18 protein-coding genes are annotated in these 22,065 nt (G+C 61.7%); 3 read left to right on the top strand and 15 right to left on the bottom strand.

All coding sequences use genetic code 11. From position 1 onward, the window contains the following. Positions 1-11 precede the first annotated feature (11 nt). Positions 12-611, bottom strand: coding sequence for an aminodeoxychorismate/anthranilate synthase component II (locus tag BBI10_RS20030; protein ID WP_065991355.1), 600 nt, complete (start codon positions 609-611; stop codon positions 12-14). Between the two features lie 469 nt (positions 612-1,080). Here BBI10_RS20030 and estP point away from each other — a divergent pair, with 469 nt between their 5' ends. Further along, positions 1,081-3,021 (top strand): esterase EstP, encoded by a 1,941-nt coding sequence (gene estP / locus BBI10_RS20025; RefSeq protein ID WP_065991354.1) that lies wholly within the window; start codon positions 1,081-1,083, stop codon positions 3,019-3,021. Between the two features lie 57 nt (positions 3,022-3,078). On the opposite strand, the gene trpE is transcribed toward estP, so the two are convergent. The 4 genes from trpE to BBI10_RS20005 form a co-directional block, all read right to left on the bottom strand. Further along, positions 3,079-4,560, bottom strand: coding sequence for an anthranilate synthase component I (gene trpE, locus BBI10_RS20020; RefSeq protein ID WP_065991353.1), 1,482 nt, complete (start codon positions 4,558-4,560; stop codon positions 3,079-3,081). Positions 4,561-4,628: 68 nt separating this feature from the next. Next, positions 4,629-5,411 (bottom strand): phosphoglycolate phosphatase, encoded by a 783-nt coding sequence (locus BBI10_RS20015; RefSeq protein ID WP_065991385.1) that lies wholly within the window; start codon positions 5,409-5,411, stop codon positions 4,629-4,631. Positions 5,412-5,458: 47 nt separating this feature from the next. Further along, positions 5,459-6,130 (bottom strand): ribulose-phosphate 3-epimerase, encoded by a 672-nt coding sequence (rpe, locus tag BBI10_RS20010; protein WP_065991352.1) that lies wholly within the window; start codon positions 6,128-6,130, stop codon positions 5,459-5,461. Between the two features lie 215 nt (positions 6,131-6,345). Beyond that, positions 6,346-7,338 carry a hypothetical protein gene (locus tag BBI10_RS20005; protein ID WP_065991351.1) on the bottom strand — a complete coding sequence of 331 codons (993 nt, stop codon included), beginning with the start codon at positions 7,336-7,338 and terminating at the stop codon, positions 6,346-6,348. Between the two features lie 313 nt (positions 7,339-7,651). Here BBI10_RS20005 and BBI10_RS20000 point away from each other — a divergent pair, with 313 nt between their 5' ends. After that, positions 7,652-9,145 carry a helix-turn-helix transcriptional regulator gene (locus BBI10_RS20000; protein WP_065991350.1) on the top strand — a complete coding sequence of 498 codons (1,494 nt, stop codon included), beginning with the start codon at positions 7,652-7,654 and terminating at the stop codon, positions 9,143-9,145. A 155-nt stretch (positions 9,146-9,300) separates the two neighbouring features. On the opposite strand, the gene BBI10_RS19995 is transcribed toward BBI10_RS20000, so the two are convergent. The 7 genes from BBI10_RS19995 to BBI10_RS19965 all read right to left on the bottom strand — a co-directional run bounded on the left by BBI10_RS19995 (position 9,301) and on the right by BBI10_RS19965 (position 18,195). Next, positions 9,301-10,449, bottom strand: coding sequence for an iron-containing alcohol dehydrogenase (locus BBI10_RS19995; protein WP_065991349.1), 1,149 nt, complete (start codon positions 10,447-10,449; stop codon positions 9,301-9,303). 396 nt (positions 10,450-10,845) lie between these two features. After that, entirely contained in the window at positions 10,846-11,670 is an 825-nt protein-coding gene (locus BBI10_RS19990) for an ABC transporter permease (protein ID WP_065991348.1), read from the bottom strand. Positions 11,671-11,681: 11 nt separating this feature from the next. Beyond that, entirely contained in the window at positions 11,682-12,929 is a 1,248-nt protein-coding gene (locus BBI10_RS19985; protein WP_065991347.1) for an ABC transporter permease, read from the bottom strand. A 111-nt stretch (positions 12,930-13,040) separates the two neighbouring features. Continuing rightward, entirely contained in the window at positions 13,041-14,072 is a 1,032-nt protein-coding gene (locus BBI10_RS19980) for a polyamine ABC transporter substrate-binding protein (protein WP_065991346.1), read from the bottom strand. Positions 14,073-14,162: 90 nt separating this feature from the next. Continuing rightward, on the bottom strand, positions 14,163-15,287 hold the full coding sequence (locus tag BBI10_RS19975) for an ABC transporter ATP-binding protein (protein WP_065991345.1): 1,125 nt from the start codon (positions 15,285-15,287) through the stop codon (positions 14,163-14,165). Positions 15,288-15,580: 293 nt separating this feature from the next. Beyond that, positions 15,581-16,210, bottom strand: a complete 630-nt coding sequence (locus tag BBI10_RS19970; RefSeq protein ID WP_065991344.1) for a response regulator — start codon at positions 16,208-16,210, stop codon at positions 15,581-15,583. Next, positions 16,207-18,195, bottom strand: a complete 1,989-nt coding sequence (locus tag BBI10_RS19965; RefSeq protein ID WP_432213762.1) for a PAS domain-containing sensor histidine kinase — start codon at positions 18,193-18,195, stop codon at positions 16,207-16,209. Before BBI10_RS19965 ends, BBI10_RS19970 begins: the two co-directional genes overlap by 4 nt. 222 nt (positions 18,196-18,417) lie before the next feature. On the opposite strand from BBI10_RS19965, the gene BBI10_RS19960 reads away from it, so the two are divergent. Further along, complete coding sequence (locus tag BBI10_RS19960; protein WP_065991342.1) at positions 18,418-19,401, top strand: alpha/beta hydrolase family protein; 984 nt, start codon at positions 18,418-18,420, stop codon at positions 19,399-19,401. Between the two features lie 53 nt (positions 19,402-19,454). On the opposite strand, the gene BBI10_RS19955 is transcribed toward BBI10_RS19960, so the two are convergent. The 3 genes from BBI10_RS19955 to BBI10_RS19945 are packed head-to-tail and all read right to left on the bottom strand — an operon-like array spanning position 19,455 to position 21,999. Beyond that, positions 19,455-20,228 carry a DnaJ domain-containing protein gene (locus BBI10_RS19955; RefSeq protein ID WP_065991341.1) on the bottom strand — a complete coding sequence of 258 codons (774 nt, stop codon included), beginning with the start codon at positions 20,226-20,228 and terminating at the stop codon, positions 19,455-19,457. Next, positions 20,229-20,897: an N-acetylmuramate alpha-1-phosphate uridylyltransferase MurU gene (gene murU / locus BBI10_RS19950; RefSeq protein WP_065991340.1), complete on the bottom strand. Its 669-nt coding sequence runs from the start codon at positions 20,895-20,897 to the stop codon at positions 20,229-20,231. It abuts the gene before it with no gap. Between the two features lie 58 nt (positions 20,898-20,955). Then, positions 20,956-21,999 (bottom strand): aminoglycoside phosphotransferase family protein, encoded by a 1,044-nt coding sequence (locus tag BBI10_RS19945; protein ID WP_065991339.1) that lies wholly within the window; start codon positions 21,997-21,999, stop codon positions 20,956-20,958. Positions 22,000-22,065: the final 66 nt, after the last annotated feature.

Below are 22,065 nucleotides of genomic sequence, written 5' to 3'. Positions count from 1 at the left end.
TCGATGTGTCCTTAACCCTGACGGGTGCCGCCGGTCTGCTTGAGGAAGTTGGCGAACAGCTCGTGGCCCTGCTCGGAAAGAATCGACTCAGGGTGAAACTGTACGCCCTCGACGTTAAGGGTTTTGTGACGCAGGCCCATGATTTCATCAACGGACCCATCTTCGCGCTGGGTCCAGGCGGTCAACTCCAAGCACTCCGGGAGTGTTTCGCGCTTGACCACCAGCGAGTGATAGCGGGTCACGGTCAGCGGATGCTTGAGGCCTTCGAACACGCCTTTGTCTTCGTGGATCAGCTCGCTGGTCTTGCCATGCATGACCTGGCGCGCACGCACTACGTCGCCGCCAAACGCCTGGCCAATCGACTGATGGCCCAGGCAGACGCCGAGCACGGGCAGCTTGCCAGCGAAGTGTTTGATCACGTCGATGGACACACCTGCTTCGTTCGGCGTGCACGGGCCGGGGGAAACGACGATACGTTCGGGGTTCAGGGCTTCGATTTCGGCGATGGTCATTTCGTCGTTGCGAATCACTTTGACGTCGGCACCCAGCTCGCCCAGGTACTGCACGACGTTGTAGGTGAAGGAGTCGTAGTTATCGATCATCAGCAGCATGGTGCTCAACCTTTTGAATGACTGACTTTTAACGTGGCCTTCCGTTTTCTGACCGCAGTTGCGCGCAGAGGGTCGCGGGAGGGATTCCGGCGAGTCACTGCAAAACCGAGGCATCAGAAGGCATATCAATGCAGATCCGGCGGAGCCGGCGGGGGAAATAGTCAGGCGCGCCAACGCCAACGGGCGTGGCCCTTGATAACGCGCATCAAGAAGCTGCTGACAATCGACACAGGAAAGGTCTCGTTCATACGTTGCCGCACAGTAGCGTACCGCCGCAGGGCGCGCAATATCGCAGTGCCCGGATGGCGCGGGGCAGCGGCCGATTGGCAGGATTTGAATGCCCGCAAGGTGCAGATCGCAGCCTGAAGGCCGGTACAGAATATTTGCCGTGAATGCCACGGCATCGTGGGCGATTTGTGTCGCGGCTGCTACCTTCTCGTACAGCACTAAAACAATAAGGGATGCCCCCATGATCAAAGCCACACTGCGCTGGCCGTTCGCGGCTTGCCTGCTCTCGCTCGCCTGTTCCTCGGCCCTGGCCGCCTCCTCCCCCTATTCAACGATGATCGTGTTTGGCGACAGCCTCGCCGACGCCGGGCAGTTTCCCGATGCCGGCGGACCACCCGGCGCCACCTTGCGTTTCACTAACCGCACCGGCCCGACATACCTGAACGGCAGCGGCGAGGCATTCGGTCTGAACTCATCGACGCTGCTGGGCGAAATGCTTGGCGTGGCGCCCGGGGATTTGCAGGCATCGACCTCCACCGTCCGCGCGGCGCAAGGGTTGCCGGATGGCAACAACTGGGCTGTGGGTGGCGACCGGACCGATCAGATTCTCGCGGCGATCACCACCCAATCTCAGATTGCCAATACTGACGCCTCGACCGGCGTGACAACGGTGTTCCGGACGCGACCCGGTTATCTGGTTGAAAACAGCTCGCGGGCTGACCCCAACGCCCTTTACTACCTGACCGGGGGCGGCAATGACTTCCTTCAGGGCCGGGTGCTGAGCGCGGGACAGGCCGTCAATGCGGCGAACAACCTGGCGAACGGCGCACAAATCCTGTCCCAGGCCGGCGCGCGTTACATCATGGTCTGGCTGCTGCCTGACATCGGCCGCACACCCGCTGTATTCGGCACGCCATTGCAGGGGCCATCGTCGTTGCTGAGCGGGGTGTTCAACCAGCAGTTGGTCAATCGGCTGGGGCAAATCGATGCCGAGGTCATTCCGCTCAATGTGCCGGGGCTCATACGCGATGTCCTGACCGAGCCGGCGCGCTATGGGCTGGCGGCCGATCAGAACCTGGTCGGCACCTGTTTCAACGGCAACAACTGCACCGCCAACAGCGTTTACGGGATTGGCGGCCTGACGCCTGATCCGACCAAACTGCTGTTCAACGACGGCGTGCACCCGACCGTCGCGGGTCAGCGTCTGATCGCCGACTACGGGTATTCGATTCTGTCCGCACCGTGGGAAATCACGCTGCTGCCGGAAATGGCCAACGGAACGTTGCGCGCGCAGCAGGATGAACTGCGCAGTCAGTGGCTGGCGGACTGGGGCAATTGGCAGAACGTCGGTGAATGGCGCGCCATCGTCGCCGGTGGCGGTCAGAAACTGGATTTCGACGCGCAAGGCAATTCCGCCAGCGGCGACGGTCACGGCTACAACCTCACGGTGGGCGGCAGCTATCGCTTCGCTGAAGACTGGAGAGCCGGGCTGGTTGCAGGTGCTTACCGGCAAACACTCGAAGCCGGCGCCAAGGATTCGGACTACAAACTCAACAGCTATATCGCGACCGCATTCGTGCAGTATCAGGCGCAACACTGGTGGGCAGACCTGGCGGCCTCAGGCGGAAAACTCGACTACGACAACCTCAAGCGCAAGTTCGCGCTGGGCATCAGCGAAGGCGCGGAGAAAGGCGACACCGACGGCGACCTGTGGGCGGTCAGTGGGCGCGTGGGCTTCGACCTGGCCGAACAGAGCAGTCGCTGGCATTTCTCGCCGTTCATCAGCGCCGACTATTCCCACGTCAACGTCGATGGCTACTCGGAGGACAGTGCTCGCGCGACCGCACTCAATTACGACGACCAGACGCGCAAGTCAAAGCGGCTAGGCGCGGGGCTTCAAGGGAAGTTGGACGTCACGCCGCAGACCCAGGTGTTTGGCGAAGTGGCCCATGAGCGTGAGTTCGAGACTGACCAGCAGGACGTGACCATCGCGCTGAACAGCGTGCCCGGCCTGGATTTTGATCTGAAAGGCTATGACCCCCAGCGCAGTTTGAATCGCGCAAGCGTGGGCCTGAGCCAGAAGCTGGCGCCCGACCTCACACTTCGTGCCGGCTATAACTGGCGCAAGAATGATGACGTGACCCAGCAAGGGGTGAATCTGGCGGTGAGTCTGGATTTCTGAAGCTACCAGGCATGTGGGAGCGACCGGGGTGGCGCTCCCACAGGGACTTCTAAATCTTCAAGCCTCTGGCGTCTGCTGCGCCAGCGCCACGGCGCGGAACATCGCGCGGCGCTTGTTGAGGGTTTCTTCCCACTCCAGCGCCGGCACAGAATCCGCGACAATGCCGCCACCAGCCTGCACGTGCAGCTCGCCGTTCTTGATCACCGCGGTACGAATAGCGATCGCGGTGTCCATGTTGCCGTTCCAGGCAAAGTAGCCCACTGCGCCGCCGTACACACCGCGCTTGACCGGTTCCAGCTCGTCGATGATTTCCATCGCACGAATCTTCGGCGCGCCCGACAAAGTGCCCGCGGGCAGGATGGCCCGCAGCGCATCCATCGCCGTCAGGCCACTCTTCAGCTGGCCGGTGACGTTCGACACGATGTGCATGACGTTTGAATAACGCTCGATGACCATCTTCTCGGTGAGCTTCACCGAACCGACTTCCGAAACCCGCCCGGTGTCGTTTCGTCCCAGATCGATGAGCATCAGGTGCTCGGCAATCTCTTTGTCGTCAGAGAGCAAGTCGACTTCCAGCGCGTGGTCTTCTTCCTCGGTGGCGCCACGGGGACGCGTCCCGGCAATCGGGCGGACGGTGATCAGATTGTCTTCGACCCGTACCAGCACTTCCGGCGAACTGCCGACGACGTGGAAGTCGCCGAAGTTGAAGAAGTACATATAAGGCGTCGGATTGAAACACCGCAACGCGCGGTACAAGTCGATCGGTGCGGCCTTGAAGTCGATGGACATGCGCTGCGACGGCACGACCTGCATGCAGTCGCCCGCGAGGATGTATTCCTTGATCGTGTCGACGGCTTTTTCATAATCCGACTGGGTGAAGCTGGAACGGAACACCGGGTCCGCCGCCTGCGGACGGGTCAGGTCCAGACCACGGCGGGGCGTGATTGGCTGACGCAGTTTCTCCATCAACGCTTCGAGTCGCGCCAGGCCACCTTCATAGGCTTCAGGCTGAGCCGGATCGACCAGCACGATCGCGTGCATCTTGCCGGCCAGGTTATCGAACACCACGACGGCATCCGACACCATCAACAGAATATCCGGCACGCCCAGTGGATCAGGATTCGGGCATGCGCCCAGACGCGGCTCTACATAACGCACGCAGTCATAACCGAAATACCCCACCAGACCGCCGTTGAAGCGTGGCAGACCGGCGATGGTCGGGACGTTGTAGCGGGCCTTGAAGGTCTCGACGAAGTCCAGCGGGTCTTCGGCTTCCAGGCGCTCGATCTCAACACCGTCGTGGGTCACGCTGACGGTGTGGTCGTGCACACGCATGACCGTGCGGCACGGCAGTCCGATGATCGAGTAACGCCCCCACTTCTCCCCGCCCTGCACGGACTCAAGCAGGTAGGAATTGGGCTCGTCAGCAAGCTTCAGATAGATCGACAGCGGCGTGTCGAAGTCAGCCAGGGTTTCGTAGGCAAGGGGAATGCGGTTGTAGCCTTCAGCGGCCAAACGCAGGAATTCTTCGCGGGTCATATCAGCCTCGTGGTCTGAGGGAAAACGGTCAGGGATGCAAACGCGCCGGGGCTCCGGCCAGGTTCAAGTCAGGCGCGCCAACGCCAGCGGGCCAGGGCCTTGATGACTTTCATCCAGAGTTTGCGAGTGACCACCACGATGGATTCTCTAAAGGAGGGAGACTTGATGTCGGGCAACGTTATCTCAGCGCCCTGCGCTAAGCAACCGGCAGAACTGCCCGGAATCAGCATGCGCAAATCATCGATCACCAGCGCCGGTGACTCTTCTGCGATAGGACGGCCGTGGTTGTAGCCGTAACTCAATGCCACACAGGCGACACCCGCCGCTTTGGCCGCCAGCACGTCGTTGCGAGAGTCACCCACGAACAGCGACTGAGACCCCGGTATACCGGCCATTTTCATGACAAAAAACAGCGCGGCCGGGTCGGGCTTCTGCTGCGGCAGCGTGTCGCCGCCGACGATCCAGCGAAAGAATCGCCCGAGCTTGAGGTCATCCAGCAAGGGGGCAACGAAGCGTTCCGGCTTGTTGGTGATCAGCGCCATCTCGACGCCCATCTTCTGCAGCCATTTCAGGGTTTCGCGCACGCCGGGGTAGACCTTGGTCAGGGCGTGGCTGCCGCTGTAGGCCTCCATGAAAATCGCCAGCGCAGCCTCGGTGGACTCTTCGTCCACGGCGGTGTGATCCATGCCGTTCGCCAAGGCGCGGCGAACCAGCACGCGTACGCCGTTGCCGATCCAGTCACGTACCCGTTCGATGCCCGCCGGCGGCCGGCCGAGCTGGATCAGGGTCTTGTCCACCGCTGCAGCCAGATCCGGCACCGAGTCGATCAGTGTGCCGTCGAGGTCGAACATGATCAGCCTGGGCAGACGTCCCGGAAACAGCTGTTCGAAGCCGCTGGTCAACGGGCCAACGCCAGTTCTGCGTGCATCTTCGCAATGACTTCGCGGTAATCAGGCGCATTGAAAATGGCCGAGCCCGCGACGAAGGTGTCAGCACCGGCTGCGGCAATCTCACGGATGTTGTTGACGTTGACGCCGCCGTCGATCTCCAGACGGATGTCGCGACCGGACGCATCGATCAGCGCACGAGCCTCGCGCAGCTTGTTGAGCGTGCCGGGGATGAATTTCTGACCACCGAAGCCCGGGTTGACGCTCATGAGCAGGATCATGTCGACCTTGTCCATGACGTACTCGAGCAGGTTCAGCGGGGTCGCCGGGTTGAACACCAGACCTGCCTTGCAGCCGCCTTCGCGGATCAGTTGCAGGGAGCGGTCGATGTGCTGGGTCGCTTCCGGGTGGAAGGTGATGTAAGTGGCGCCGGATTCGATGAAGTCGCCGATGATGCGATCCACCGGGCTGACCATCAGATGGACATCGATGGGGGCGGTGATGCCGTATTTGCGCAACGCCGCGCAGACCATCGGTCCGATCGTCAGGTTGGGGACGTAGTGGTTGTCCATGACGTCGAAGTGGACGATGTCGGCGCCAGCGGCCAGGACGTTGTCGACTTCCTCTCCCAGACGGGCGAAATCGGCGGACAGAATGGAAGGAGCAATAGCGAAGGGCTGCATGACGCACCTTTTATGAGCGAAATCACGGTGGCGCGCATTGTACTCCAAGAGTTTGAAACGTGCGTTGGGTCGCACGCGTGTTGGTCGAGAGGCTCGATTCCGGTGGCGTGAACGTCGCCGTTAAAGGCACAACGCCCGGTGCCACAGAATTGCGCACCGGGCCTTGGCTTGGTTCAGCGGTTGAGAATCGGCAACGCCAGCCGATTGCTGCCCCCTTAAACGGTCTCGAGCAGCAGACGAGGACGTGAGCTCAGGGCGTACCGAGCCAGACCAAAGCTCAACGCAGCACCGATGATCAGCATGAAGAACGTGCCCCACGCCGCTTTGGAGACCTGTTTGGCCGCGACATCCGCCGCTTCACGGGCTTGTTGCTCAGCCTGCGCCTTCAGCTCTGCGACTTTCGCAGCTGCTTGCTGATAGGCCTGGGCATAGTTGTCGACGATCTGCTGCGCCTCAGCTTTGCTCTTGCCGGTGCGGGCCGCCACGATGTTGACCAGCGCGTCTTTGTCGGCGGCATTCAAAGCCGGTTCGCCGGCTTTCTGAACGCGATCAAACCACTGCTTCAACTGATCGCCCGCCTGGGCTGGATCGGTAGACGCCTGTTCTGCTGTCTGCTTGGCATCGGCGCCAGCCACGTCAGCTTTCTGATCCAGCTTCGAAGGGTCGAGCTCTGGCTTGCCGGACTGCTTCAGGGTGGTGTCCAGCTGTGATTTCAGGCTGTCCCAATCCAGGCTGATGCCGTTCTTATCCAGCTGTTGCTTGATGCTCTGACCCACACCCGGTGCGGCAGCGGCCACGCCATCGGCCGCCAGGGAAAGGCCCTTGCCTGCGATGTTGCCGGCAGTGCCGACCAGCGATCCCGCCAGCGACGCGATGAGCCAGGTGGTCAGCAACGTGCTGACCGTCCAGCTGAGCAAACCATGCAGACCGCCGCGGTCCGGCGCGGTGCGCCCCGACACCCAGGCACCGGCGGCAATGGCCACCAGGGTACTGATGAACAACCAGGCGCCGGCGCCCCTGCCGAAGCCGCTCAGCGGGTTGCCCTGGGCCATCGGATCCAGCGCGCCCGCGCCGATCGCCGTGCCAAGCACGCTCAGCACCAGGTAGGTCACCAACGTGATTGCCGCACCGGCAAACACCGATCCCCACGACACACGGAATGGCGAAGCGTTGCCCAATGCGGCAGATGTTGCGTAGGTCGAAGCCATGAAAATTTCCTCTGGTGCAGGGGATGCAGATCAAGCGTGCAATCGAAGTGTCAGTGCAAATGCACCACCTGCGTTGATAAGGGCGAGCCTGCGAGGGCTGACTCGCCGCGTCTCATGCGACGTGGCATCAGTTTGATCAGCGCGCGAAGAGCTGTGATGGCGCATTTGCACCGCTTCATCTGGTGCATTCGCACCGACCCTCGCCGACACGGCTCCACTAAGCTGCAGCACTAAGCTTTTGCCAGCCGGTCGGATAGCGTGGAGCGCCCGGCTGACCGAAGCCCGACCGCATTGATACGTCAGGAGAGCAAGCATGTCAGAGGCCATCCTCGCCAGAGAAACCAACCGCCGCCAGTTGCAGCAGATCATCTCGGGTCTGTCGGATGGGGTGATGCTGGTGGAGGTCGATCAGACCATCATCTGGGCCAACGAAGCGGCGCTGCTGATGCACGGGGTCGAGGAGATCAGCGAACTGGGCGCCAACGGCGAGGCTTATCGGGAGAAGTTCTCCCTGCGTTATCGCAATAATCACCCGCTAGACTTTGATCAATATCCGATCAGCCGCGTGGCGGCAGGTGAGGTGTTCAGCGATGTGCTCATCGAGGTCAGCAGGACCGGCGAAGCAGATGAGCGCAGCTGGGTGCATCGCGTTCGCAGCATGGTGCTCGAAGACAGCACCGGCACGCCCGAATCGCTGGTGCTGATCCTCGCTGACGCAACGGAGTGGGCCGGCGCCGAGCAGCGTTTCGAGAAGACCTTCAATGCCAATCCCGCTCCCGCCGTCATCTGCCGCCTGAGCGACCTGCGCTTCATCAAGGTCAATCAGGGCTTTCTGGAAATGACCGGGCACTCGCGGGAGGACGTCATTGGCCGCTCGGTCTACGAGGTGGACGTGCTGGAAAACGCCGAGCGCAAGGACCTCGCCATCGAGCGACTGAATCAGGGCGCGACCATCCCGCAGATGCAGGCCGAGCTGAAGCTGCCGGAGGGCGGTACCAAACTGGTCATCGTCGCCGGGCAGCCGCTGGACATGAATGAAGAGGACTGCATGCTGTTCTCGTTCACTGACCTTGAGCCCAGACGCAGAGCCGAAACCGCACTGCGCCAGAGCGAAGAGCGGTTTGCCAAGGCATTCAGGCTGACACCGGTGCCCACGCTGGTGTGCACGGCGGATCGGCAACAGATCGTCGAAGCCAACGAGGCTTTCTTCAGCACCTTGGGCTACACACCCCAGGAGCTGATCGGCCGGACAGTCGCCGAGCTGGGCTTCATCGAAGATGGCGCTGTGATGGACGGGCTGTTCAACGTTCTGGAAACCAACGGTCGCGTCGACGGGCTCGATCTGAAGGTCCGCAAGAAAGGCAGCGAGTCGATGGATTGCGTGCTGGCCGCTGACACCGTGACCATTCAAGACAATGCCTGCTACCTCTTCGTGCTGATGGACATCACCGAGCGCAAGCGATCCGAGCTTGAGCTGGTCGAGGCCATTGAGACGGTGATGCAGGACGCCTCGTGGTTCAGTCAGACGCTGATCGAAAAGCTGGCCAATGCCAAGCGCGTCAATGCCCGGCATCTGCCCAGCGCCTCGTTCACCGACCTCACCGCTCGCGAGCGGGATGTACTGGGGCTGATCTGTGAAGGGCTGGCGGACAAGGAAATCGCGGCGCGATTGAACCTGGCGCTCAACACCATTCGTAACCACGTCGCGACGGTGTATTCAAAGCTCGACGTGCACAGCCGGGCGGAAGCCATCGTCTGGGCGAGGGAGCGAAACCTGTTCGCCAGTCAGGGCAACAGCAAACGCTGAGTGGTGCAAATGCGCCAGTGGGGCGGGTGCGTAGTCACCTTCATGGGGTGACGGCCGGGTTTTACGCTAGGGGTGTGGCTGACCCATACGGCTCAGCGAGAATCACTGAAACTCATCCCTAGGGGCAAGAGAGGTTCATGGCCTGACCAGCCTGATCAATACGCCGCGTAGTAGATTTTCTCGATGTCGGCGGCGGTCAGCTTCCGTGGATTGTTGCGCATCAGGCGTTCGATCCTGCTGGCCTCCTCGGCCATCGCGGGAATGGCGTCTTCGGGCACGTTGAAGCTGCGCAGCCCGGACGGGATTTCCACCGCGGCGCACAAGTCGGCCATTGCTTTGACTGCCAGGTCTGCGGCGTCCCTGTCGCTCAAGTGCGCGACGCGGATGCCCATCGCATCGGCGATGTCGCGCATCCGTTCGACGCAGGCCAGCTTGTTCCACTCCATCACATACGGCAGCAACAGCGCGTTGCTCACGCCATGAGCGATGTTGAACCGCCCTCCCAATGGATACGCCAACGCATGCACTGCGCCAACCCCGGCATTACCGAACGCCATGCCGGCCATGAGGCTGGCGGTGGCCATGTCTTCTCGCGCTTGCAGGCTTGAAGGATTGGCGTAGGCCTTGGGCAACGCCTTGACGATCAGTTTGATGGCGCCCAACGCGATGGCGTCGGTGATCGGCGAGGCATTGACTGAAAGGTAGGCTTCGATGGCATGAACCAGGGCGTCCACCCCACTGGCTGCCGTGACGCTGCGCGGACAGGTCAGAGTCATCAATGGGCTGACCAGCGCAACGTCGGGTAACAGGTAATCGCTGACGATGCCTTTTTTCAGCTGTGCCTGCTTGTCTGAAAAGATCGCCACGTTGGTGACTTCCGAACCGGTGCCTGCGGTGGTCGGGATGGCAATCAGCGGGGGGCCTTTGCGTTTGACCAGATCAACGCCGAACAACTCGGCCAGAGGCCCTTCGTGACTCGCGAACGCGGCGACGCCTTTGGCGATGTCGATGGCACTGCCGCCGCCCACACCGATCAGGCCGTCGTGACCGCCCTCTCGGTAGGCCCGGGTGCAGTCCTCGACGATACAGATTTCGGGCTCGGGTTTGACCTGATCAAACAGGCCATAACGACGGCCGCCCAATTGCGCCAGTGCGAGGTCGACCGTTCCGGACTTAACCAGTATCGCGTCGGTGACGATGAGCGGGTTTTGGACGTTGAGCCGGGTCAGCTCGGCGGACAACTGCTCAACCGCGGCGGGGCCGGTGATCAGTTTGTTGGCGATCTTGAAAGCAGAAACACTCATCGGGCTCGTCCTTTATGTTGCTGTTGGAGCCGTGGCTCTTTTACAAGGCAGGATTGGCATGCGCTGAGTCAAACATAGACCGGATCGTGCGGGGCGTCAGTTTTGTGGTGCGGGAAGATCCCTCGGTGTGCGCTATCAATCTGCGGTGTGCCACCTGACGTCTTCCCGGCTAAAGCCGGTCCCACAAAGAGCAGGCGGTGTGTCAGCAACAATCATTGGACGCACGCGGTGCGTCAGCGACACTCACTGGGTGCACGCGCTGCATGTGTAGGACCGGCTTCAGCCGGGAAGAGGCCCCTGAGTGCGCTATTAATCTGCGGTGTGCCACCTGACGTCTTCCCGGCTAAAGCCGGTCCTACCATTCTCGTTTCAGCCAGTTCCTCCGGTGGGTTTTGATCACTCCACCGCCGTGCGCAGTTTCTCGCTCCGGCCGCGCAGCCATTCCAGCACCAGCAGCAGCACCACGGAGAATCCGATGAGCAGGGTTGCCGCGGCGGCGATGGTCGGGCTGAGGTTTTCACGGATGCCGCTGAACATCTGCCGGGGCAAGGTCGCCTGGCCTGGGCCGGCGAGAAACAGCGTGACGACCACTTCATCGAACGAGGTCGCGAAAGCAAACAGCGCTCCGGAGATCACCCCCGGCGCAATCAGCGGCAGGGTCACACGCCGAAACGCCGTCGTCGGCGAAGCACCCAGGCTGGCCGCTGCGCGCACCAGGTTGTAATTGAAGCCCTGCAACGTGGCAGACACGGTGATGATCACAAACGGCACACCCAATACGGCGTGCACCAGGATCAGCGAGATATAGCTATTGCCCAGACCCAGCGGGGCAAAAAACAGGTAACTCGCCACCCCGACAATCACCACCGGGACCACCATCGGCGAAATCACCAGCGCCATCACCAGCGCCTTGCCAGGGAAGTTACTGCGCGTCAGCCCGATGGCCGCCAACGTCCCGAAACCCATCGCCAGCACCGTGGCAGCCGGAGCGACAATCAGGCTGTTCTTCAGCGCGCGCATCCACTCGGCCGAGCCGAAAAAGTCCTGATACCAGTGCAGCGAAAAGCCCTGCAGCGGGTAGACCAGAAAACTCCCGGAGTTGAACGACAGCGGCACGATCACCAGCACCGGCAGCACCAGAAACAACAAAATCAACCCGCATAACGTGCGCAGCGTGTAATGCCAGACCCGCTCGATCGGCGAGGAATAAGGGCTCAACATGGTCGTTCTCCTCAGCTCAGACGCAGGCGGCTGGCGCCGACCAGCCAGTTGTAGATCAGGTACAGCACAACGGTCGCCAGCAGCAGCAACCCGCCCAGCGCCGTCGCCATGCCCCAGTTGATGCTGGTATTGGTGTAGAACGCCACGAAATAACTGACCATCTGATCGTTCGGGCTGCCGAGCAGCGCCGGGGTGATGTAGTAGCCGATGGCAAGGATGAACACCAACAGACAGCCCGCGCCCACACCGGCGTAGGTCTGCGGGAAGTACACGCGCCAGAAACTGGCGAACGGGTTGCAGCCCAGGGAGATCGCCGCGCGCATGTAGGTCGGCGAGATGCCTTTCATCACGCTGTAGATAGGCAGGATCATGAACGGCAGCATGATGTGCACCATCGAGATGTAAACACCGACCCGGTTGAACACCAGTTCCAGCGGTTTATCGATGATGCCCATGGCCATCAGCGCGCCATTGATCAGGCCGCTCGATTGCAGCAACACGATCCAGGCGGCGACTCGCACCAGGATCGACGTCCAGAACGGCAGCAGGACCAGAATCATCAACAGGTTGCTCTGCCGCGCAGGCAGATTGGCCAACAGGTACGCCAGCGGGTAGGCCAGCAGCAGGCAGATCACGGTGATCACCAGGCCCATCCAGAAGGTGCGGGCAAAGATGTCCATGTAAATCGCCTGATCGGGTGTGGCCGGTGCCAGTTCACCGAGGTCATCGATGCGGTGGTCGACAGCGGCCAGCAGGTAATAGGGGGTGAAACTTGAGGTGTTGCGGCGGATCGCCTGCCAATACGCGGGATCGCCCCAGCGTTCATCGATGGCTTCCAGGGCCTCTTTATAAGAAGCCGGCTCTTCCTTGAATGGCATGGCGCGGGCCGTTTTCGCCAACAGGCTGCGGTAGCCCGCCAGCTCTTGGTTCAAGCGTTTGGACAGATCGCCCAGGGTCTGATTCTTGCGCGCTTCGGCCAGGTCCTGGCTCGCGGCTTTGTAGACCGCGTCAGGCGGCAGCCCCTTGCCGTCCCATTTCGCCACTTCCACCACCGTGAGCGGCATGCCACCCACCACTTCCGGGTTACTGACGCTTTTGTAGAGCAGCGCCGCAATCGGCACGAGAAACACCAGCAGCAGGAAGATCACCAATGGCGCGATCAACGCCTGAGCCTTCCAGCGATTGACGCGCTCGGCACGGGCCAGGCGTTGCTTCAGGGTCGGGCTGGCGCCTTCAGTCAGGGGCACGGCGGTGGCCATAGTGAACTCCGAAATCTCTCAACAAAGAGCGCGTCCCCTGCTCTGCTTTCAGACAGTTCAGACGACGCACCCGGATCTAACTCACAACCAAGCGCTTACTGGGCAGTGCGCTTATTTGGCGGCCCAAGAGTTGAAGCGCTGTTCCAGCGACTCACCGAAGTCGGCCCAGAATTTCACGTCGATCTGCACCTGATCCTTGATGTTCTCAGGGGTGGTCGGCATATTTTTCAGGGTGTCAGCACTCAGCAACGGGACCGCGCCGGTGTTGGCCGGGCCGTAAGCGATGTTTTCGGAATAGGTCTTTTGCTGCTCTGGCTTGAGGGAGTAAGCGATGAACTTCTTCGCTTCTTCAGCGTTTTTCGCGCCCTTCGGAATGGCCCATGCGTCGAAGTCATACACGCCGCCGGTCCAGACCACTTTCAAGTTGCTCTCTTTCTGCACGGCAGCGATGCGACCGTTGTAGGCCGAGCTCATCACGACGTCGCCCGACTGCAGATACTGAGGCGGCTGTGCGCCTGCTTCCCACCACTGAATGCTTGGCTTGAGCTTGTCGAGCATCTTGAAGGCGCGGTCCTGACCTTCCTTGGTCCCTAGCACCTTGTAGACGTCTTTCGGCGCAACGCCGTCAGCCATCAGCGCGAATTCCAGGGTGTATTTGGCGCCCTTGCGCAGGCCGCGTTTGCCCGGGAATTTCTCGGTGTCCCAGAAATCAGCCCAGCCGGTCGGCGCGGATTTCAGCTTGTCGGCGTTGTAGGCCAGCACGGTGGACCAGACGAAAAAGCCCACGCCGCACTCAGAGATTGCGCCCTTGACGTAGCTGTCCTTGTTGCCGAGATCAACCGAGGCCAGCGACTCGAACATGTCTTCGTCACAGCCGCGGGACAGCTCGGGCGATTCCACTTCCACCAGATCCCAGGTCACGCTCTTGGTGTCGACCATGGCTTTGACCTTGGCCATCTCACCGTTGTACTCGCCCGCGATGATCTTGCCGTTGCCGGCCTTTTCCCACGGCGCGTAGAAGGCCTTTTCCTGGGCCGCCTTGTTCGCGCCACCGAAGGAAATGACCGTCAGGTCCGCTGCCATGGCTTGCGCGGCGCACATCATGCCGACCGATAAGGCGGTGAGCTTCAATGTCTTGAGCATCAGTTTTTCTCTCCACGAACAATGTTGGTTAAGCGATGGGGCGATTTGGCTCGCCTCTGGGTTCTTCGGTTGACGCGTACCGCAGGTGTATCAATGTGCATCCAGCAACGGGTCCAGGGCGCGCGCGTGCTCGACCTGCCATCCAATGGGCACGACATCGCCAACGCTCAACGCCGGATCAAGCTCGGCGATGGGCTGCTTGACGAAGAAATCGGTTTTCCCGGCCACTTCCAGACGCACCCGCACGTGGTCGCCCAGGTAGATGAATTCGGCAACGCGGCCGGAGAAGCGGTTGACGCAACTCTCGCTGCGGCCGTTGAGGTTCACGCGCTCGGGACGAATGGAAAGCGTGACCGGGCTCCCGGTGGCACCGACGTTGATCGCCAGCGCTTCGACTTTTTCGCCGCGCGCCAGGCCCACCACGCAGCGGTCGCCGCTCTGGCTGAGCAAGGTGCCGCTGATGCGGTTGTTCTCGCCGATGAAGTTGGCGACGAAGGTGTTTTTCGGCTCTTCGTAGAGGGTGCGCGGTGGGGCGATCTGCTGGATTTCGCCCTGATGGAACACCGCGACGCGGTCCGACATCGTCAGCGCTTCGCCCTGATCGTGGGTGACGTAAACGACGGTCACGCCCAGACGCTGGTGCAGGTGCTTGATTTCCATCTGCATGTGTTCGCGCAGCTGTTTGTCGAGTGCCCCGAGGGGTTCGTCCATCAGCACCAGCTGCGGTTCGAACACCAGCGCCCGGGCCAGCGCGACACGTTGCTGCTGACCACCCGACAGCTGCGCGGGGTAGCGATGGGCGAAGGTGCCGAGCTGCACCATGTCGAGGGCGCGTTTGACCTTTTCGGCCACGTCGGTCTTGCTCATGCCGCGCACCGACAGCGGAAACGCCAGGTTTTCAGCGACGGTCATGTGCGGGAACAGCGCGTAATTCTGGAACACCATGCCGATGTCGCGCTTGTGCGGCGGCACGTTGTTGATCGAACGGCCGGCCAGCAGGATCTCGCCAGCAGTCGGTGTCTCGAAGCCGGCGAGCATCATCAGGCTGGTGGTTTTGCCGGAACCGGATGGCCCGAGCAGGGTGAGGAATTCGCCTTTGCAAATATCCAGGTTGAGGTCTTTGACGATCAGGGCTTCGCCGTCGTAGCTCTTTTGCACACCACGAAAGCTGACCAGAACATCACTCGCCCCAGCGCTTGAATCGACGTTGCTCATTGCCCACACCTTTGTTTGATCCACCGTAGGGATCAAGCCTAGATGAGGCTGAAGGCCGCGCAAATCGGGGCGTGAGAGAGAATGGCCTAGGTGGGGTGGAAGGTTTCGGGTAGGGATTGCCCTACAGGGATGGCGGGGATAGGTACGCTGCCTGAAAGTAATTCGGCGCTTGAAATAGCGTCTTCGCGAGCAAGCTCGCTCCTACAAGGGATTGCGGTCATTTTGCCGGAGCGCACCTGGCCACGAGGGCGTTAATAAAGGTCTTCTGACAGGTCGTTTTCAGACCGGTGATCTCAGACCAGCTTGTGCTCCATCGCATACTTCACCAGCTCGGCCAGCGAGTTGATTTTCAGCTTTTGCATCAGGCGCGCCTTGTGGGTACTGATGGTCTTACTGCTCAGCGCCAGTTGCTGGGCGATGTCGTTGACGTTGGCGCCCTGGGCCAGGCGTTCGAACACTGAAAACTCGCGTTCGGACAACAATGAGTGCAACGGCCGGCTGTCCGTGAGCCCGACTTCAAACACCATGCGATCAGCCAGGTCCGGGTCGATATAGCGCCCGCCTGCGGCCACTCGCCGGATCGCTGTCAGCAGCAACGCGGGGTCGCTGTCTTTGGTGGCGTACCCGGCGGCGCCGACCTTCAGGGCCCGCGCGGCCATTTGCGCCTCATCGTGCATCGACAGCACCAGAATCGCAGGGGGATTGCTCAGCGCGCGGATTCGCGGGATCGCCTCCAGGCCGTTGACCCCTGGCATGGAGATATCCAGCAGCACGACTTCGCACGGGATGTGACGCAACGCCTCCAGCAACTGCTCGCCATTGCCGGCCTCCCCGACCACTTGCAGATCCTTTGCCAGGCCGATCAGCTGTTTGATGCCCTCTCGGACAATCGTGTGATCTTCGGCAACCAATACGCGAATCAATGCACGTGCTCCTCAGCGACCGGGTCCAGCGGAATGTGGATGCGCAAGGTTGTGCCTTCTCCGGGCAAGGTGTCCAGATGCAATTGCCCGCCCATGATCAGAACCCGCTCGCGCATGCCCACCAGTCCGAACGAGGCCGGACGCTCGGCGCCCAGATCGAAGCCCTTGCCGTCATCGGCGATGCGCAGGCACAGCACGCCGTCGCTCAGCGTCAGGCTCAGCTCGACCGTGTGCGCTTCGGCATGGCGCATGACGTTGGTCAGCGACTCCTGAAGAATGCGAAACAGCCCGATGGCCGTTGCGTCCGGCAGGCTGGGCAGATTGTCCGGCACCTGCACCAGGCAGGGGATCTGGGTGCGCGCTTCAAAGCGTCGGGCCTGCCACTCAATGGCCGAGGCGATGCCTGCATCGAGAATGGGTGGCCGCAGGGCGGTTGCCACGTCTCGCACCAACTGGAACAACTGAGCAATCAGGCGTTTCATGCTGTTCAGCCGATCCCGCAGGCCAGGGTCGAGATCGGCGTAAGCCAGTTCGCACATGGAGGTTTCCAGCTTGAGCACGGTCAGCATCTGACCCAGCTCGTCGTGAACCTCCCTGGCGATGCGCGCCTTTTCTTCTTCGCGCACGGTTTCAAGGTGCGCCGACAGCTCGCGCAACTGCTCGGCCAGCACCTGCAAGCGCGCTTCACTTTCTTGCAGCGCGGCCAGGGAACGGCGCCGTTCGGTCACATCGGTGATGAACACCACCAGATACTCGGCGTCGCGAAAGCGCAGAAAGCTCAGTGACACATCGGCAGGCAGGATGCTGCCATCGGCGCGCACGCAATTGCTTTCGTAGTTCTGCGGCCCCTCCTCGCTGGAGCGCGCGGTTTTCCACAGATTGAGCCAGCGATCCATGTTCAGCCCCGGCTCGAAATCAATCAGCGGCCGGTCCACTACCCCGCCGGGCGCATAGCCCAGCATGGTCTCGGCGGCCTGATTGGCGTAGCGCACATGGCTGTCCCAGTGGACCCAGAGGATGCCGACGGTGCTCTGATCGATGGAGAACTGCGCCAGCCGCAATGCCTCCTCCCCTGCCAGTCGCTTGGCAATGTCATCCCGCGCAGTGAGCAGCTGCTTCTCCAGTTGCTGCTGTTGTTTGCGCTGCCAGTAAACAATCGCCGCGCTGGCCAGGAGCAGGACCAACAGCAGCAGCGCGATGTTCTTCCACAGCCCCGGCGATTCACTGATCTGCGGGTATTTGGGCTGCAGCCACTGTGTGTGCAACTGCTCGAGCTCCCGGGCCGGAATGGCGCTCAATGCCTGGCTGATGATTTCGGCGAGCTGCGGCGTGTCCCTTCGGGAGGCCACGCGCAGCAACTGCGGAAAGCCGATGTCACCGACCACGGCAAGCCCGGAAAACTCGGCCTCGCGAGACAGACGACTGAGCTGCGCTTCATCAATGACCGCGTAGCGCGCCTGCTGGCTGAGCAGCAGCTGCAGAGCCTGACGCTCGAGCGGCACGCCTTGCAGATTGAGGTGGGTGTAGTTGCTGCGCAGGTAGTCGGCCGTCGTGCTGGGCATGCGCACGGCAACGCGCACCTGGCTGTCGAGCTTTTCCAGATCCACCGCGCCGGCGCCATCACGTTCGCCGACGATCAACTGCGGCACGCGCATGTACGGATCGGAATACAGCCACAGGCGCAAGCCGGCAGGCGTCTGGGTCAGGCCCGGGGCGAAGTCGATCTGCCCATCGGCGAGGGCTTTTTCAAGCTCGGCCTGATCGGCATAGCTGCGCCACAGCAGCTCCACCCGGAGGGTCTTTGCCATGAGATTGATGAGGTCGACGTTGGCGCCGGATAACTGCTGGGCGCGACGATCGAGCTGGGCGTAGGGTGTTTGCAGGACGAGCCCGACGCGCAATGGCCCGCGCTGGGTCAGCCATTCCCGCTGCTCGCGGCTCAAGGGGTCGGCCTGGGTGGGTGAGGCGACGGCATGGTGCGACATCGGCAGCACGATCAGCATCAGGCCGATCAAGAGCGCGCGGGTATCGCCGATAACCCGAAGGCACAGCGCACGGATTCTCAAACTGTCGTCTCCATTTCTCTGAATTCCATGCCGATCATGCGCTGTGCCTGTCGCTCGCTGAAGCGCGGCGATTGCCTGGCCTGACAAACAGCCGTCAACCCATTAGTCTGCCGGAATTGTTTCCGGCCTTTGGAATACTCGATGCCCTACACCCTCCGCGCACTATTTCCTGCGCTGTGCCTGACGCTGATACTACCTTGCTCGCCGCTCGTCATGGCCGCGGACCCGGCGCCGGATAAAGACGCCAAGTCGGCTGAAGCGCCGGTCGAGCGGGCCGCATTGCCGTCGCGCAGCGAAGAAGACACCCTGGCGCTTGAGCGTCAGGTGCCGCAGGTCGAGCAACAGCAATTGCAGGCGGGCGACGAGACCTTTCTGGCGTTGTGGAAACCGGCGAACGTCGATGAGCCCAAAGGCGCAGTGATCATCGTGCCGGGCGCCGATGAGTCAGCGGATTGGCCGATTGCGGTCGCACCGCTGCGTCGCAAGCTGCCGGACGTCGGGTGGTCCAGCCTCAGTCTGAGCATGCCGGACGCTCACAACGACGGTATTTTTGCCCGTGCGGCGGATGCCCCGGCAGCGGCGGGTGGCGGCGATAAAGCCAAAGACGCTGCGGTGAAAGCCCCCGACCCTGCGGCCACAGCCGAAGCGGAAGCTGCAGCGGCTGCCGAGCAGGCATCTGCCCAGGCGGAAATGGCCAAGGCCAACGCCGAGAAAATCTTCGCCAGGATCGACAGCGCCGTGGCGTTCGCCCAGCAGAACAAGGCCCGCAGCATCGTCCTCCTCGGCCATGGCAGCGGCGCTTACTGGGCAGCGCGATACATGAGCGAGCGCCCCTCGCCGGCTATTCAACGCTTGGTCATGGTCACGGCCGTGGACACCGGCAAGGAAACACCAGGGCTGATGGAGCTGCTGCCGACGCTGAAAGTCCCGACAGCAGACTTCGTCAACAAGGATCGTCCGGTGCCACGTCAGCAGGCACAAGACCGACTGGACGTTAGCAAACGAACTAAAAACGCTCGATTTACCCAAGTGGCGTTGAGTGCGATTCCCGGGAATCCGGTGATGGAGCAGGATCAACTGTTTCGCCGCGTCCGGGGTTGGCTGGAAGGGGACGCAGCAAAGTAGCGATTACCGCCTTCGACGCTGCCCGTGGGCCGGGCAGCCTTCAAAAGGAAGCGTCAGCGGAACCCGCGCCGATCGCGAATCACTGCATAGGCATGATGCAGCTCGCGGGTTTTCTCGGTGGCATCACGGACCTGTAGTTGATTGGCGCCACTGCCGGCGATCTTGTCCGGGTGGTGACGACTCAGCAATCGACGGTAGGCGCGCTTGATCTGCGCAGGTTCGGCATCCGCTTTCACCCCCAACAGACGCAGCGCGTCCTGAAACTCGCCGCCACTGCTGGCGGGAGCGCCCCTCGAACGTTGTTCGTCTTCGGTCGATGACAACCCTTCGACTTTGCCCGCAGCCCAGCCCAGCCATTTGCCCCACAGCACGATCAACTCGCGTTCGGTGCGCGACGCCCTGCCATCCGCCCACGCCATGCGCCAACAAGCGCGCAACAAACCTTCTGCCGCGTGGGGCTGGCTTTTCAGGCGCGTGAGGTGGACGCGCAAATTGTCGCGCCCGTCCTTGCCCCGATTGAACGCCTGAATCGCCCGCCGTTGCGCCGCCTCGCTGAGGTCCAGTCGGCGCATTTCAACGCGCGCCTGCTGTATATGCCCGTCGACCACCCGACCTTCGCTCTTCGCCAGACGACCCAACAGAATGAAAATGAGCTCGTCATCGCGCGGTACGGTGCGGCCGCTGGCACGCTCGCGCATCTCCGCCCAGCTCCGGAAATGCAGCCGCCGATCAAGCGCCTGTCCCAGAAGTGCACCGAGCATGGCACCGGGAATGCTGGCAATCAGATACCCGACGCCACCGCCGACCACCGTGAATGGCCACAGCATCTAGGGCTTCACCGCAAGGATCTGCTCGACTTCGGCCAGTCGTTCATGGGTACCGACATCCACCCAGCGGCCGGCAAAACGTTCGCCGGTCACCAGGCCTTTCGCCATGGCGTCACGCAATAAGGGCGCCAGCTTGAATGCGCCCCCGCTGCAGCCCGCGAAGAGTTGCGGGTGCAGGACCGCGATGCCGCTGTAGGTCAGGCGCGGCTGAGCTGCGTCGTCGTGCACCTGCCCGTCGACCAGCGCGAAATCGCCCGCGGGGTGATGCGGCGGATTGTCCACCAGCACCAGATGGGCAAGCCCCTTGAGCGGTTTCGTCAATGAACTGAAATCGAAGTCGACCCAGATGTCACCGTTGACGAGGATAAAAGGCTCGTCGCCCAGCAGCGGCAGCGCACGGAAGATCCCGCCGCCCGTCTCAAGGGGCTCGCCCTCAGGGGAGTAGCGGATATTCAAACCCCACAGGCGACCGTCGCCGAGATGATTTTCGATCTGCTGGCCCAACCACGCATGGTTGATCACAACGTCTTCAACGCCGGCCGCTTTGATCGCGCGCAAGTGGTATTCAATCAGTGGAACGCCGCCGGCTCGCACCAGCGGTTTGGGCGTGTGCAGGGTCAACGGGCGCAGGCGCTCGCCTTTGCCCGCCGCCAGAATCATCGCTTTCATGCGGCCCTCATCAAGACAATCTTCACGTGCAGTCCCTCTTCAATGGCAGTCCATCCCATTACCCGACAGATGCTGGTTTTGCCTGTGTCGGTTTTGTATGGCCAAGGCTGGTCAACAGATTACTCAACTCAACCAACTCCGGGCGTCGCGCCAACACCGCTTCTATATAGGAGAAGAAGCGCGGCACATCGGCTAGGTAGCGTGGTTTGCCGTCACGGTGGCAGATACGGGCGAAAATACCGATCACTTTCAAATGCCGCTGCACGCCCATCAAATCACTGGCACGACGGAATTCATCGAATTCGTCCTGCACCGGGATGCCCGCCGCGACGGCCTTGTTCCAATACAGCTCAAGCCAGCCGGCTACGCGCGCCTCCGGCCAGCTCAGGAATGCATCCTTGAACAGGCAGGTGATGTCGTAGGTAACCGGGCCGTACACCGCGTCCTGAAAATCCAGCACGCCAGGGTTCGGTTCGCTGAGCATCAGGTTGCGCGGCATGTAATCGCGGTGCACCAGCACCTTCGGCTGGGCCAGCGCGCTCTCGATCAGCAGATCGCTGACAGCCTGCCAACTGGCCTGCTGCGCCTGATCGAACTCCACGCCCAGATGGCGCTTCACGTACCACTCGGGGAACAGTTCCAGCTCGCGGCGCAGAAGTGCCACGTCGTAACTCGGCAACGGCGCGTCCATCGGCAGTTGCTGGTAGGCGAGCAGTGCGTCGATTGCGTCAATGAACAGCTGATCGGCGTTTCGCTCGTCGATCACATCCAGGTAGGTCTGACGACCCAGGTCATTCAACAAAAGGAAGCCCTGACTCAGGTCTTCGGCATAAATTTTCGGAACATTAATGCCCGACCCGCTCAATAAATGAGCGATATCCACGAAGGGTTTGCAGTTTTCCTGGGGGGGCGGCGCGTCCATGACAATAAAAGTGCGGCCCTCCCCCTCCCAGCGGAAGTAGCGCCGGAAACTGGCATCGCTACTGGCGGCAGTCAACGTGGCCGGGGGGATTGGCCCCCAGCCCTGGGCCTCAAATAAACGCGGGAGTTGCTCATCGAGCCAAACTTTCAGGTGTTGCAGGCGTACATCTTGATCTGGCATTGCAAGGGTCTCCGACGGCGCTAGCCGTCAAGCGGGTCATGCTTTATTATCCGACATCTTTTTCAG

Origin of the sequence: Pseudomonas graminis (assembly GCF_001705435.1) — a bacterium.
Taxonomy (GTDB): domain Bacteria; phylum Pseudomonadota; class Gammaproteobacteria; order Pseudomonadales; family Pseudomonadaceae; genus Aquipseudomonas; species Aquipseudomonas graminis_B.
The sequence above is the reverse complement of the archived record's forward strand: the minus strand, read 5'-3'. Positions and strand labels throughout refer to the sequence as shown.